The 13,189-nt window shown below is 44.4% G+C and carries 15 protein-coding genes and 1 pseudogene; 7 read left to right on the top strand and 9 right to left on the bottom strand.

The annotated features are described in order from the left end of the window. Window positions 1–418: 418 nt before the first annotated feature. The 4 genes from ACYQ2N_RS09495 to ACYQ2N_RS09480 all read left to right on the top strand — a co-directional run bounded on the left by ACYQ2N_RS09495 (window position 419) and on the right by ACYQ2N_RS09480 (window position 4,906). Window positions 419–949 (top strand): reverse transcriptase domain-containing protein, encoded by a 531-nt coding sequence (locus ACYQ2N_RS09495; RefSeq protein WP_459999011.1) that lies wholly within the window; start codon window positions 419–421, stop codon window positions 947–949. A 480-nt stretch (window positions 950–1,429) separates the two neighbouring features. Then, the gene (ltrA, locus tag ACYQ2N_RS09490; RefSeq protein ID WP_459999009.1) at window positions 1,430–2,719 is read left to right on the top strand and encodes a group II intron reverse transcriptase/maturase; all 1,290 of its coding nucleotides are present in this window, start codon (window positions 1,430–1,432) and stop codon (window positions 2,717–2,719) included. 136 nt (window positions 2,720–2,855) lie between these two features. Beyond that, entirely contained in the window at window positions 2,856–3,629 is a 774-nt protein-coding gene (locus ACYQ2N_RS09485; RefSeq protein ID WP_459999007.1) for a reverse transcriptase domain-containing protein, read from the top strand. Between the two features lie 692 nt (window positions 3,630–4,321). After that, the gene (locus tag ACYQ2N_RS09480) at window positions 4,322–4,906 is read left to right on the top strand and encodes an N-acetylmuramoyl-L-alanine amidase (RefSeq protein WP_459999005.1); all 585 of its coding nucleotides are present in this window, start codon (window positions 4,322–4,324) and stop codon (window positions 4,904–4,906) included. A 399-nt stretch (window positions 4,907–5,305) separates the two neighbouring features. On the opposite strand, the gene ACYQ2N_RS09475 is transcribed toward ACYQ2N_RS09480, so the two are convergent. Genes ACYQ2N_RS09475 through ACYQ2N_RS09465 form a run of 3 tightly spaced genes read right to left on the bottom strand, consistent with a single transcriptional unit; the run spans window position 5,306 to window position 5,961 of the window. Beyond that, window positions 5,306–5,482, bottom strand: coding sequence for a hypothetical protein (locus ACYQ2N_RS09475; protein WP_459999004.1), 177 nt, complete (start codon window positions 5,480–5,482; stop codon window positions 5,306–5,308). Between the two features lies 1 nt (window position 5,483). Next, window positions 5,484–5,753, bottom strand: coding sequence for a PIN domain-containing protein (locus ACYQ2N_RS09470; RefSeq protein ID WP_459999002.1), 270 nt, complete (start codon window positions 5,751–5,753; stop codon window positions 5,484–5,486). Window positions 5,754–5,790: 37 nt separating this feature from the next. After that, complete coding sequence (locus ACYQ2N_RS09465; RefSeq protein ID WP_459999001.1) at window positions 5,791–5,961, bottom strand: hypothetical protein; 171 nt, start codon at window positions 5,959–5,961, stop codon at window positions 5,791–5,793. A gap of 287 nt (window positions 5,962–6,248) precedes the next feature. Here ACYQ2N_RS09465 and ACYQ2N_RS09460 point away from each other — a divergent pair, with 287 nt between their 5' ends. Together ACYQ2N_RS09460 and ACYQ2N_RS09455 are read left to right on the top strand one after the other, a co-directional pair. Next, entirely contained in the window at window positions 6,249–6,365 is a 117-nt protein-coding gene (locus ACYQ2N_RS09460) for an SHOCT domain-containing protein (protein WP_459999000.1), read from the top strand. 163 nt (window positions 6,366–6,528) lie between these two features. Next, a pseudogene (locus tag ACYQ2N_RS09455) lies at window positions 6,529–7,083 on the top strand (recombinase family protein); the annotation flags it as partial. Between the two features lie 213 nt (window positions 7,084–7,296). Here the strand turns inward: ACYQ2N_RS09455 and ACYQ2N_RS09450 are convergent. The 3 genes from ACYQ2N_RS09450 to ACYQ2N_RS09440 are packed head-to-tail and all read right to left on the bottom strand — an operon-like array spanning window position 7,297 to window position 9,262. After that, a complete protein-coding gene (locus tag ACYQ2N_RS09450; protein WP_459998999.1) occupies window positions 7,297–8,382 on the bottom strand; it encodes an inorganic phosphate transporter in 1,086 nt (361 codons plus the stop codon). Window positions 8,383–8,430: 48 nt separating this feature from the next. Beyond that, window positions 8,431–8,844, bottom strand: a complete 414-nt coding sequence (locus ACYQ2N_RS09445) for a putative zinc-binding protein (protein WP_459998998.1) — start codon at window positions 8,842–8,844, stop codon at window positions 8,431–8,433. Beyond that, window positions 8,831–9,262, bottom strand: a complete 432-nt coding sequence (locus tag ACYQ2N_RS09440; protein ID WP_459998997.1) for a PadR family transcriptional regulator — start codon at window positions 9,260–9,262, stop codon at window positions 8,831–8,833. The genes ACYQ2N_RS09445 and ACYQ2N_RS09440 overlap by 14 nt, the downstream gene beginning before the upstream one ends. Window positions 9,263–10,061: 799 nt before the next feature. Between ACYQ2N_RS09440 and ACYQ2N_RS09435 the strand changes: the two genes are divergently transcribed. Beyond that, window positions 10,062–10,862, top strand: coding sequence for a group II intron maturase-specific domain-containing protein (locus tag ACYQ2N_RS09435; RefSeq protein ID WP_460000504.1), 801 nt, complete (start codon window positions 10,062–10,064; stop codon window positions 10,860–10,862). Between the two features lie 599 nt (window positions 10,863–11,461). Here ACYQ2N_RS09435 and ACYQ2N_RS09430 read toward each other — a convergent pair. From ACYQ2N_RS09430 to ACYQ2N_RS09420, 3 genes are read right to left on the bottom strand one after another with little or no spacing between them, the layout of a single operon-like run. Further along, a complete protein-coding gene (locus tag ACYQ2N_RS09430) occupies window positions 11,462–12,259 on the bottom strand; it encodes an ABC transporter permease (RefSeq protein ID WP_459998995.1) in 798 nt (265 codons plus the stop codon). A 9-nt stretch (window positions 12,260–12,268) separates the two neighbouring features. After that, entirely contained in the window at window positions 12,269–12,688 is a 420-nt protein-coding gene (locus tag ACYQ2N_RS09425) for an ABC transporter permease (protein WP_459998994.1), read from the bottom strand. Then, window positions 12,678–12,932 (bottom strand): ATP-binding cassette domain-containing protein, encoded by a 255-nt coding sequence (locus tag ACYQ2N_RS09420; protein ID WP_459998993.1) that lies wholly within the window; start codon window positions 12,930–12,932, stop codon window positions 12,678–12,680. The genes ACYQ2N_RS09425 and ACYQ2N_RS09420 overlap by 11 nt, the downstream gene beginning before the upstream one ends. Between the last annotated feature and the right edge of the window lie 257 nt (window positions 12,933–13,189).

The following is a 13,189-nucleotide window of genomic DNA, read 5'->3' as shown; positions in this document are numbered from 1 at the left end:
CCGTGTAATTGAGCCTCGAAAAGTTCAATGTTGGAGCTTTCGTTTTTCAGAAGGCGGGGGCAGCATAGTGGTGCTGTACAGACCTGGTACCATTGTCCGACCAGGGTCGGAGAGCAGGGCAAATGCACAAGAGGTTTCCCAGGAACCTGGGAGAAACTGTTACGTCCATCTTAAGTGTCCGGTGGGGATACCGGAATAACAACCCCAGGCTTTCCATGGCTTGTTCTCAGCCGTTGGGAAGAGCGAACAATGAGAACAAAGATGGTACCGCCGAACGAAGGAAACGAAGTGCGGCGGGATGCGGTAGCAGTAGTCGTAGTGCCGCCATAGTACCGAGGAAGTAGGAGAACTCACCCGAGAGGATCCTATCGAGGGAAGGGCGTTGCATCTTATTAGGGAATCGTTGAGAGGAAACACTATGAATGCATCGGAATGCAGTTCGGTGTCAACGAAACAACAACGAATAGCACAATTGGCGAAGCAGTCGCCGGAAATGGTTTTCACATCGCTGGCATATCACATGGATGTTGAATGGCTTGAAGAAGCCTACAGGCGGACAAAGAAGAATGGGGCAACAGGCGTAGACGGAGTGACAGCTGAGGAATACGAAACCAATCTGCAAGAGAACCTTAAGGGTCTCCTAGAACGAGCTAAGTCAGGACGCTACCAGGCCCCGCCTGTTAAAAGAGCCTACGTTCCCAAAGGGCATGGAACAGGAGAGCTGAGGCCAATCGGCATACCCACCCTAGAAGATAAGGTGCTCCAAAGGGCGGTATGTATGCTAATAGAACCGATATACGAACAGGATTTTGAAGACAGTTCGTTTGGGTTTCGTCCAGGGCGGTCACAGCACCAGGCACTTGATGCCATTTGGAAACAAACCATGAGAATAAACGGCGGATGGATATTGGATGTCGATATTCGAAAATACTTCGGTGCGCCGGGCTAAGCCGGCTGTTTCTAGTAGGTGAAATTCCTGCTCGGGAAAAGGGAAAGCCGCCCTACCCGAAATCGAGCCTTGGGCCTGTGAAGGTAACGACACGGGCTAAGCGTAGGCAGAGCGACGTTCAGGCCGTAACGCAAGTGAAGCAATTGAGCCTCGTGATACGACCGAGGGCCGACGGAGTCGAATTTCCGGAAGGCAATAGTAGATTTCCGCTAATGGCGAGGAAATCGGAGACCTCGGCGGGGTCTGAGAGCACGGCATGACGGAAATGGAAACAGCACGGAACCCGGGAGGCCCACCGCGGTCTTCGGAATAGGAGTACGCCGACTGAAAGGACCATCCACAGGAAGGCGGATGCTGCGGTGGGAGTCGGACCCGCTGGTAGTACTCGGAGTGTGGGAAAGCCACATACATGGGGAAGCGGCGGGGCAGAATGAGTTCCTGGCAAGGACACATACCCTACACACATAGAGGTAGATAAGTATGTCAACACAATTGGACAGGATAGCAATTAAGGCTCGCTTTGATGCGAAGGCCCGCTTCACCTCGCTCGCGTACATCATTACACCGGAATTCCTAATGGAGACATGGCGAATGATGAACCGAAAAGGGGCAAGTGGAGTCGATGGAGAGACAACGAGACAGTTTGAATCACAACTTGAGGAAAGAACACAGGATATATGGTCGAGAATGAAAGCCAACTGTTACAAAGCCCCGCCGGTGCGACGAGTGGAAATACCCAAGGGAAACGGCAAGACAAGACCGTTGGGGATACCTACAGTCGAGGATAGGCTGGTACAACGGGCAGTAGCAAGAATTCTCGAAGCCATATTCGAGCAGGACTTTCTTAATTTCTCCTATGGGTTTAGACCGGGTCGTAATCCTCACCAGGCCTTACAATCCCTGCGTAGCACAATTGTGACAAAGAAAGTGCGCCACATATTCGAAGCGGATATCCGGGGCTATTTTAATCACATTAACCACGAATGGCTGATGAAAATGCTAAAACAGCGCATAGCTGACCCGGTAATTCTGCGGCTAGTGGGGAAATGGCTAAAAGCAGGAGTAATGGAAAACGGCGTAGTTACGCGAAACGAGGAAGGAATTCCGCAAGGAGGCCCCATCAGTCCAATACTGGCTAACATTTATTTGCATTATGTTTTAGACTTGTGGTTCGAGAAAAGATGCAAGAAATGGTTCCAGGGGGAGGCGTATTTAGTACGTTTTGCAGATGACTATGTGGTGTGTTTTCAGTACAAGAGGGACGCTGAAAATTTCCAACACTATATCACAGACCGAATGAAGAAATTCAATCTGGAGTTAGCGGAGGAAAAGACTAGGCTTATCCTCTTTGGACGTTTCGCCCGAGAAACAAAATCCCAATATGGAGAGAAACCGGAAACGTTTGACTTCCTGGGATTCAAACATGTTTGTGGAGTAGGTACAAAAGGGGAATTCGCCCTCATCCGTATCCCGACTGTGAAGAGTTGCCGGAAGTTCCTAGACCGGGTTCACATGTGGCTCAAAGGCCACATGCACTGGAAAAGGCGCGATCAACAGAAACAGTTGACCAGCATGTTACAAGGCTTTTACCAATATTTCTCCCTCTACCACTGTAAACCTAAATTGGACTATGTACGCAACGAGGTTGTCATGCAGTGGATACGGTCGCTTCGGCGTAGAAGCCAGAGACATCGATTATACTGGAGCTACTTAAATAGTCGGGAATGGTTCAAACTACCGTACGCCAAACTTATCCATCCAAACATCTAAGTAAGCAAGACTGCGAATTATTCTGGGGAGCCTGATGCGGGAAATCTGCACGTCGGGTTCTGATTGGGGCTGATAGCACAAGGCAACGAGGCTATCTTCTACCAACCACACCATCGACCATGCACAAGTACAAGCGATGCTTCGACAACGGGTAAATGATGGAGTCATCACAAGGCTTATAGGTAAGTGGCTAAATGCAGGAGTACGAGAGAAGGGTCAGCTCAGTTATCCAGAAACTGGATCTCCTCAGGGCGGGGTAGTCTCGCCGATCTTGAGTAATATCTATTTACATCATGTAATGGATATGTGGTTCGAGACGGTGGTCAAACCGCATATGAAGGGGAAGGTATTCATGGTCCGTTTTGCCGATGATATTATCGTAGGATTTTCGGACAAACAGGACGCCATGCGAGTGCTGGAGGTTCTCCCTAAGAGGTTTGCCAAATTGGGGTTAACAGTGCACCCTGAGAAGACACGCTTAGTTCCCTTCAACCGACCGAGGAAAGAAGACCAGAAACCAGATGAGCAATGCGGAACATTTGACTTCCTGGGTTTTACCCACTATTGGGGACGGAGTCAAAAAGGGAATTGGGTTGTCAAACGGAAAACTGTAAGTAAGCGTCTGAGCAGCAAAATACAAGGAATAGCGAAGTGGTGTCGGGATAACCGGCATCTTCCCATACGGGAACAGCATGAAACCTTATGTGTCAAGCTGCAAGGGCACTACCAGTATTATGGCATCAATGGGAACTACAGGAGTCTTTGCGCTTTCCTTTATGCAGTAACGCGATTGTGGCTAAAGTGGCTCAATCGACGGACGCGGAAAGGCAAGAGGAGCTGGGATTCGTTCAACGATTTTCTCAATAATTTACCACTTCCGAGGCCGAAGATAATGCATTCCAACATTTAGCGAAACCATAATAAGAGGAACCGGATGCGGGAAATCTGCACGTCCGGGTCTGTGGGGGTTGTGGGCGTGTAAGCGCCCATTTCTACCCGGCCAATTCAGGACAGAGCTCCTGGCGAATGGGCCTCTGAGGGGGAAACCTCTCCGAGGCCTTTTTGCATCTTTGCGAAATAGATAAAAGCTCCACATTCTCACGATGAACGTGGTTTTTTGCGTTAGGGAACCATCGAAAGCCGAACTTGCCACACAATCGCCACGAGTTTGTAGGAGGTGTGCGCGAGGGAAGAGTCTAACACCCGAACCAGACCAGCTTTGCTTTTATGTCCGATCGTTTTGACGCTGAATAGGTGGTTTTTTTGTTTTAATTTGGAAGAATTTAGCAACTTACGAAGAATCTTATAATATATAATATGGTTATTCACCGGATAGGCTCGAACGATAAAGGCCCAAAGTATGAAACCTGGGAATAGTTGCCGGATCATTCTAAGATGGGGAAGGGTGTAATGCTCACAAAGGAGGAACTGGAGAAGTTGAGGGATGTTTTGAATAAAGCGGATTTACAAGGAGGGAAATATTTTCATGCCAACTATCCAATGGGCAGGAACATCAAATTACAGTGCCGGTAGAACCGGAAAAAAGATTATTGCTATTGTCGATCACATTACTGCCGGAAGTTATCCGGGTGCTTAAGTTGGTTGCAAAATCCTAAAGCCCAGGCCAGTGCTCACTATCTGGTAACCAAAGCCGTGCAGATTTATCAGCTAGTTAAGGATGAAGACACCGCCTGGCATGCAGGGATTGTGAACAAACCGAATTGGTCTTTGTATGACGGAACAAATCCAAATAAGTACACGATAGGCATTAAGCATGAAGGCCAGCCAGGAGATGTGTTCACGGAAGTACAGTACCAGGCGATACTTTGGCTGCATAAAGAACTGATCCGGAAGTGGGGAATCCCGATAGACAGCGACCACATTATTGGTCATTACCGCATTGACAGTGTAAATCGTCCCAATTGTCCCGGCTCTGGGTTTCCGTGGGAACGATTATTCAGGGATTTGAAAGGAAGTGACACCGTGGACGAGGGAATATTAATCTTTGGGCCAGACGACTTTGTGACAGCAAACAGGCTTGCGGCAACCTTGGGCAACGAGGTTGCTGGCCTTAGCCTTGTTCTCCAACGCCAACGCCGAATTAAGTGCATTGTTCTTTACGATTGCTGCCACGATTACAGTAAAATTTCTGGCCGACATCACCGCCAAAGTTACGCAGTTATTTAACGGAATTCAAAGCCAAATTCAAAGTCCAATTAATGTTACACCAGTGGGTCAATCTCAAGCTGCTCCAACGGGAGAAGATACAACTCCTGCACAGCAAGATTCTTCTCAAGCTACTCCAGCGGAGGCAAAGTAAGATGAAGGATGTATGTGCTGAGTGTAACCGAAAGGCTTATTGTCTTGAGCCATGTGAACAGTGGCTAATCGAGCATGACAAATGCCCCCTGTGTGGAAACAAGCTCATTCATCGTGGCGGATGCACCGAGTGTAACACTGGGGATTGGGCCAAGTGCGGATAATATAGCAGTATAAACCCCGGTGTTTTTCATGACACCGCGGTCGCACTAAAGACAAAACCCTCCCTTCTGAGGGAGTGTAACTTCATTTGAGTTTTTTATAAGGTTAATGGCCACTTCTGTTTGACGCTTTTTTTCTTAATTCTTTAAGAAGCCTTTTGCCTTCTTCGGCTTCACGTCTGGTCTTCTCAATTAGTTCCTCAGGTTTCATATCTTTTGTGTTTTCGTAGTTCTCATATCTTATTTTGTGAATGTCATCAATAGTAAATTTCTCGCTTATCATTTTATTCGTCTCCTTCCAACATCATAGATGGTGGTAATATACTAATTTCACTATAATCCAACAGCTTGTTTACAGCCTGCACTTTGTTAATGGTCTTGATATTAACAAAGTGTTTGAAATTCCAGCTTACAATATACTTGCATCCAACGATGGTTGAGATAGCTATATGGCGGCAATCATCCCTGCTTTTCGGGTTTAACACTCCGTACTTTAAATATTCGTCTGCCAAGGCAATAGTTTCTTGCGTTTCCTGTACTTCTTCGTAATCCATTTGATTTAAATACTGGAAAAGAAGTGAACGTTTTGGTTCAGGACCATTTGGTTAATTCAGCGATAGTAAGGTCTGAAATAGTCACAATATATTTGCCATTTTTTAATTCCTGCCAAAATTGCAGGGTATCTTGCATTTTTTCTGGGGTATCCTCAGCTTCTAAATGGCTTATTACCGATGTGTCTAAGTATATTTTAATCTTATTCATAGTGAGCCCTCCACTCTTAACTCTATAATACTATTAACTCAGGGCATTATCAATATTTACCAGTACGATATAAACTGAGATTGACTTGCAAATCAGCAGGTCCGAGCAATCATGCCTTAAAAACGGGTCAGGTCTTGGGCATTGGGGCGATAATTCGAAATAGCGCTCAATATAGAACTTGAAGCAAATTTCTCTGTGTATTGGGAGGACGGCTCGTTATGTTTTCAACGATCCAAGTAAGGACAGTTTTTGAAGAAAATAAAGTATGTGATTAGCGGGGGTGTGGCATGGAAACATTAGTCAAGCCGGTATTATCGGTGAAATATGAAATAGCTCGGCAAATAATATTGAGCCTTCTGCAAAAGGGATTGATATCAAAGGCTGAGTTTGATGCAACGGGATAAAAAATGTTTCTGGAAATACCAACTGGAGTACCAGCGTTATCTTAGGTATGTTGAAGAATGAAAAGTATATGGGGGATGCCCTACTTCAAAAATCGTACACGGTTGATTTTCTAACCAAAAAGCGTGTTAAAAATGATGTCATGTATGGGGAACCGGCAAGAATAGAAAGTATATGTGGCAGTGCATCAATAGGGAACTTAATGGGACGGATGGCTGCAGTACAAAGCCGGTCAAAGAGAAGGACCTGGAGATGGCATTTTTACGGGCAATGAACAGGGTTATCGAAGGCAAAGAAACATTTATGAAAACGCTCATGGAGAACATCTATCGAGGGCTTGAAAATCCGGAAAGGGAATATACGCTGGAGCAGCTTTATGATCGACTAACAGAGCTTCAGCAAGATTTAATGAGCCTGGTACGGCTCAATGCCAAGACGGGCCTGGATACTGGGGTTTACGATCAGCAATATTCTACGCTTGCTGCAGAGATTGAGCTTATGCGGGAGCGTAGGGAAAAGCTGAAGGAAGCTGAAGCCGAGAGGGTTTTGCGGGTAAACCGGGTCAAGGAAATCGAGGAGTATCTGGCGGCACAGGGATCGCCGCTTGATAAGTTCGATGGGGACTTGTTCCGCAGGCTGACTGAGAAGGTTAAGGTGCAGTCCATGGTGGAGGCAGTGTTTGTGTTTAAGACGGGGGTTGAAGTACGTGAAATTCTTTGATAAATGAAATGCCGGTCGGGGTTAAGGGTAACTTCGACCGGGAGTTTTCTTATATATTGTTAGTAATACCGAGTGTGACCGAACACTGAGGTGTGAGAGTTTCTTGCAAAGGGATGGCTCCTCCGTACAATAAAAAGACGATCTCTCACGAGAACGCCTTATTATCATTTTTTCTAAATCCATTTCTGTGGGCTTAGAAATTCAGTCAACTGATTAACCACGAAGTATGAAATAAAGAATTGCTGCAAAAATTCCTGCAACAGGAAGCGTTACGACCCAAGATAATACCATATCTCGAACTACACGCCACGAGACTCCTCCTGACCCCTTTTTAAGTCCAAATCCGATAATGGCCGATGAAATAACATGGGTTGTAGATACAGGAAGACCTAGTTTAGACGCTGTGCTAACCAGTATTGCAGTCGTCAAATTAGCTCCTAATGCTTCACGGTCATCCATTTTTGTAAGTTTTTCAGCAAGCAGACGTGTCACTGGAAGACCTTTAACATAACTCCCCAATGACATCGCAATCGCAGTAATGAAAAATAGTGGTGTAATCGTTGACGCATCAAGCCCGGTTGTTGATGTGATAAAGAAACCGAGTGCGACGATTTTAGGCGTATCATTGACTGCTCTCGCAAAGGTAGCAAACATACTCGACAGGAAATGGACTGAACGCAGATAACGACCGTTGGGCAGCCTCATGAAGATATTATATAAGATATATGCAACGATAATGGAAATGACAGGACTAGCAAGTAATGGGATAACTACTTTGCTGTTCAATGCTGTCCATTTAATATGATTGACTCCAAGGGACAGCACTCCCGCTCCGATGATGGCACCAGTAATCGCGTGTGTTGTCGATACAGGCATTGAGATTCGTGTGGCTATGGCAACCCAGAGGATTGCTCCTACTAAGGTAGCCAGAGCAATCGACGATGGAAAATTGGTTCCATCCAGTAAACCTGATGAAAATAACTTAACCATTTGCCGTCTCAACCACGCTGATGTTATTCCGCCTAGTAAAGTTGCAACTGATCCGGTCAGGATTGCTATACGGTAGTTTGTAACTCCGCCACTGACTAGTGTTGCAACACTTTTGGAAATATCGTTTCCACCATTCTCAAAAGCCAACCACGCCATACAAGCCACACCAAATGATGTAAGCCATCCGTTATGAAAAAGAAACTGGGATGCAAGAGCAGCCAAAATCATCATTAGACCGGTACTTAACCAATTAACAGGTATAGCTGACTGCTTTGGACTTGTTGAAATCACAGAATCTCCACTACTCATCTTTTATCCTCCCTCTGGAAAATCTTTTATGTTTTTTATAGATTGGATTTAATTCCCTTGCAGTAATTGAACTATGATCTTACTCGCAACCTCAGTCATTTTAATAATTGCTAATTCTGATTTCGGGCCAAGTTTACTCCTTTTCTCACCGTGTAAAGAAAGTTTCTGTTCCTTGAGGATATCCGGCAGGTAAACTTCTGCATCCACATGCTCACCTTTATCTCGAACTATTTTGGAGGCACAACGATCTTTGCATCCATTTAGAACCAATATAGGGTAGTCATTGATGAAATCGAGATCTTCCTGAATGTTTACCGATAGAGCAGGTGGACAGACCAGAACGGTATTGTCCGGATAAATTTCTTCTACCAGCTTATAACCTGCTTCTCTTGTGATCGGTCCAAAAATCTGTCCAATTCCAGCACATGGCGTTACAGCAACTTTCGTCCTATTTTTCTCCATCAATAATCCCCCTCCATATTAAAGACGATTTTCCTTTACTACTGCTACTCTTAGTTTTGTCGTATACCATATGGGCTTCTTCTAGCATCTTTCCAATGGATTGACGATAGTCTTCCAAAGTATCAATCCAGTGAGAAAGGCACTCTTTTCCCTCGTTCGTTATATGGTAAATTCGTTTTGCTGGTCCCGAGTCATCCAAAGACCAGGAGGATTCGACCAAACTTCGCTGCTCCATTGCTTTAAGAAAACGATAAACACCGGTTCCATCCGGTTTATGTCCTTTACACATGGGCGATTCAGCCATTCGCTGAACAATTTTGTACCCGTAAAGGTCTTCCTGTGCAAGAATAATTAGAATCATTGGCTGAATAAATTTATCAAGGTTACTTCCGTAACAAGGGCATTTGTTAAATTCCATAAGACATGCTCCTATAGTAGATTTAGTCTAATATCAATAATAAAATATTAGCTGTATTTGTCAAGATAGTTATCTCTAAAAATGTAAGTAGTTAAATCGTCATATAGCAAATTTACCCTCCTACGCTGATTTCAACGTATGGGAGGGCGTTTCATGAGCGTTCATCGCGAATGGATGGGGTTCTTAAAACGGATAATATTATTTTGCTTGTTAAAGTGGATATTTAAGAAACCTTATTTGGATGACTTTTATCTATATTGGTTTATATTTCGAGTATAATTCTGGGTTAAAATTACCTTGACCGGGCATTTTACCTAAGCATATAATCGTGATGTTGTCAACTATTTTCTAAACTGACATTATTCAGCCTCAATGTGTTTTCTATCGAGCCGATGTGCCGACTCGATGCACGTCGAGACCTGCGTACTGCTATATCATAAGGATTATAAGGTAGGGGAAAAGGGAAACCAAGTTGCGGTTGAGGTTGGAATGTATAAGTAAAGCTGAATAATCCACTTATATTTAAGGGCATCTGCCGGAGTGGGGCAGGTGCTTTTTAATATGGGTGGATTACAAAATACTGACTAGCAATCTGTTGCAATGCATGAGAAAATGGGGGTAGGTTGGCGAAAAGACGTACGGGGTGCCCGAGCAGTTTTACTGTGATAATGGCAGCGTTTTTTCATCCCATCACCTCGTTCGGATCTGTGCAAGATTAAAAATTCGCCTCTCTCATTCCCGACCAGTTAAGGCGAGGACACCGGAAGTGTCCCCAGCGTCGCAGCTAAACTTTTTCGAGATGGCTGAACAAAAACGTCGCAGCGTGTGGAACGAAGATCCCATAAGCTTAAAGTTTACGTCTTTAGCCCATCTCATTAATGCGGATCTACTCAGAACCTGTCACTTAGAAATGGACGGTAAGAAAGCCACCGGAGTCGACGGAGTGACCAAAGAGGCATACGCCGAGAACCTGGAAGAGAACTTGGAAGACCTTGTCGCCCGTATGAAGCGAGAAGCCTATCGGCCTCAACCTGTACGCAGGGTATACATCCCGAAACCGGGAAGTGACAAGCTAAGGCCGTTGGGAATTCCTTCGAAGATTATAGCCTTCGGACGCTACGCGGCCCAGACGGCTCAGCACAAAGATGTTGCAGGGAATGACAGAAAAGGCGGCAAACCGGAAACTTTTGACTTTCTAGGCTTTACCCACTACTGCAGCATTGGCGCGAACGGGAGATTCCGGGTCAAACGGAAAACCAGTCGGAAGAAGTTCCGAGCCAGTCTGCTACGGATTAAACTATGGATTCAAAAGAATCGGCACTTGCCGAAAGATGAGATCATAAAGATGCTTGGGCGTAAACTTCGGGGACATTACCAGTATTATGGAATCACGGATAACAGCGAAATGCTTAGCAACTTCCTTGATGAGGTCAAACGACATCTGTTCAAGAACCTCAATCGAAGAAGTCAAAAGAGTAGCTACACCTGGGATAAATTCGTGCTCTTCCTTAAGAGATATCCCTTACCGAGGCCGAAAATTTACTTTAACGTCTTCGAGAAACGAGCAAACGTTAGACAACTTCTGTCAATGGTAGAATGAAGAGCCGGATGCGGGAAAACCGCAAGTCCGGTTCTGTGAGGGGTGCGGGCCGTGAGGCCCGTATCTACTCGACCTTCCCGGAATTTGTCGAATCGGCCTCGAAGAGGGAAACCTTTCCGGGGTCTTTTTGTGTTCTGCATGAGGGAAGGGACTTCCGGGATTCAGTGGGACTAGGGTTCGACAGTCAAATAGCATTTAGAAACATGGAAAAAATTGAGATGAGAATTAGAGGTGTTCTTAATGTTTATCGCTTTCCCAGCGGATGAAAAAGCCAAGACCTGCGTATTTCGGACGCATCCGGACACCCATTCCGGTAGGATCCGGACAGCAGTATAAATCTTGTTTGACCTCATACTGTGTTGTGTCAGAGGTCATTGTGGCAAAGCTAAATAATTATCAAAATAAAGATAAAGCAGTGGCATATCGATTGGGCGAGGTAAGAAGTATAAAAAGCCACTCACGCTTGCTGATTTTGGGATTAATTTCGCACCACAGTCATTTGTATATGTATAAAGAAAAAGCAGGGTTTTGGATTACTCCTTTTCCCTGCTATTTTTATATTTACCTTTATTAAGACCACCCCTGATTTGTTACACCTCTTACGCAACCTCTCTCTTCCTACTGATTGCTTTTAAAGCCTCAGCAGCTAATATCAAAGCAACAGAAATAGTAATTAGTACGGACGCTATTGCCGTTAGAGTTGGATCAATTTCTAACCGCATGCCTTCCCACATTCTTACCGGTAAGGTCTTAGTGAAAGTGTTCGAAACAAAAATAGCAATAATTAACTCATCAAATGAGGCGATAAACGCAAATAGAGCACCGGATATTAAGGCAGGAGAAATTATAGGTACTGTGATTCTCATAAACGCCTTAAAAGGAGACGCCCCTAGGCTAACGGCAGCTTGCTCAATGGACAAATCAAAACCGCGGAGTGCGCCCATAACAACAGTTATAACATACGGTATGGCCACAATTGTGTGGGCAATTACCAAGCCTAGAAAGGAACCCTGTAAGTTTAAGCGAATAAAAAGGCTATAAATAACAACCGCAATGATTATCAACGGAACGATCATTGGAGTAACCATAAGGTAATAGAATAGATTGTTCAACTTGGAATTGCTTCGAGTTAAAGTGATTGATGCCAGTGTTCCTAGAATAGTTGCTACGATCATTGTCACGATACCCAACCTTAAACTTAGGAAAAAAGAATTCATCCACTGAGAATTAGAGAAAAAGTCTTTATACCATTGCAGAGAAAAACCTGGCGGAGGGAAATCAAGATAGCGTGCCGAACTAAAGGACATAGGAATAATGATAAATGTCGGGAGCATAAGGAATACAAGGACAATTACTGCAAACAAATAAACCAAAATCTTACTTAAGCTTAATTTCATTTTCTCACCTCACGGTCCAAATGAGATTTTATCCAGACCAAAGAATTTATTAAATAGATATAGCAACAGAAGGACAACACCCAAGAGTATGAGCGCAATAGCAGACCCAAACCCCCAGTTTAACTGCTGACCAATCTGTTGAGCTATAAGCTGGGAAATCATGGTATCCTTGCTGCCGCCTAGCAGAGCGGGCGTTACATAATATCCAATACTAATAATGAATACGAGAATTGAGCCAGAAACTATTCCTGGAACAGATAAGGGGAAAAGAACTTTTCTAAAGGATTGAAAAGGAGTTGCCCCGAGGCTTTGGGCAGCTGTTACCAGATCAAAATCGATGTTCTTCATGACACTGTAAAGCGGAAGAATCATAAATGGCAACATGACATGAGTCAGCCCGATTAATACTCCCGTAAAATTATGAACCATTTTTTACACCGATACCTCTTTTGTGAGGGGGGGTATGGGTTACTTCATCCGGGCCAAGAAAAATAGACCCCCCTGTAGGCGATTCAAATCCCGAAATCATTTTTAACAGTGTCGTTTTCCCAGAACCGCTGGGGCCGAGAATAGTAAAAAATTCACCGTTCTGAATATGCAATGTGGTTGACCTTAACGCCACAAAATCCCCGTATTTTTTAGTAATGTTGTCTACAATGACATCTAATGACATATCAACCAACTCCGGTTCCAAAATTCTCACTTAAAATTATTAATAAGCATCGAAGAAATCAGAAAAAAATTCTGAATATTGTGTAATTCTGATTTTAAATTAACGCCGCTAGAATACCCATCAAAGGTATCCACAGCGGCGCCTTTGCCGAAAAACCTTTCCAAAAATTACGCTCTAAATTCAGCTTACAAAGACAGGTACTATTTGTAAATTTGCTCATCCACAAACTTACTAACGTTTGAATATGCTAATATACT

The sequence above is a fragment of the Paradesulfitobacterium aromaticivorans genome, from assembly GCF_054657415.1.
Note: the sequence above shows the minus strand (reverse complement) of the source record. Positions and strands in the feature narration are given on the sequence as shown.

Coding starts and splice junctions, on each gene's coding strand:
- ACYQ2N_RS09495 (WP_459999011.1), top strand. CDS start 419: ATGAATGCATCGGAATGCAGTTCGGTGTCAACGAAACAACAACGAATA.
- ltrA (WP_459999009.1), top strand. CDS start 1,430: ATGTCAACACAATTGGACAGGATAGCAATTAAGGCTCGCTTTGATGCG.
- ACYQ2N_RS09485 (WP_459999007.1), top strand. CDS start 2,856: ATGCTTCGACAACGGGTAAATGATGGAGTCATCACAAGGCTTATAGGT.
- ACYQ2N_RS09475 (WP_459999004.1), bottom strand. CDS start 5,482: ATGATAAGCGAGAAATTTACTATTGATGACATTCACAAAATAAGATAT.
- ACYQ2N_RS09470 (WP_459999002.1), bottom strand. CDS start 5,753: ATGGATTACGAAGAAGTACAGGAAACGCAAGAAACTATTGCCTTGGCA.
- ACYQ2N_RS09465 (WP_459999001.1), bottom strand. CDS start 5,961: ATGAATAAGATTAAAATATACTTAGACACATCGGTAATAAGCCATTTA.
- ACYQ2N_RS09460 (WP_459999000.1), top strand. CDS start 6,249: ATGGAAACATTAGTCAAGCCGGTATTATCGGTGAAATATGAAATAGCT.
- ACYQ2N_RS09450 (WP_459998999.1), bottom strand. CDS start 8,382: ATGAGTAGTGGAGATTCTGTGATTTCAACAAGTCCAAAGCAGTCAGCT.
- ACYQ2N_RS09445 (WP_459998998.1), bottom strand. CDS start 8,844: ATGGAGAAAAATAGGACGAAAGTTGCTGTAACGCCATGTGCTGGAATT.
- ACYQ2N_RS09440 (WP_459998997.1), bottom strand. CDS start 9,262: ATGGAATTTAACAAATGCCCTTGTTACGGAAGTAACCTTGATAAATTT.
- ACYQ2N_RS09435 (WP_460000504.1), top strand. CDS start 10,062: ATGGCTGAACAAAAACGTCGCAGCGTGTGGAACGAAGATCCCATAAGC.
- ACYQ2N_RS09430 (WP_459998995.1), bottom strand. CDS start 12,259: ATGAAATTAAGCTTAAGTAAGATTTTGGTTTATTTGTTTGCAGTAATT.
- ACYQ2N_RS09425 (WP_459998994.1), bottom strand. CDS start 12,688: ATGGTTCATAATTTTACGGGAGTATTAATCGGGCTGACTCATGTCATG.
- ACYQ2N_RS09420 (WP_459998993.1), bottom strand. CDS start 12,932: ATGTCATTAGATGTCATTGTAGACAACATTACTAAAAAATACGGGGAT.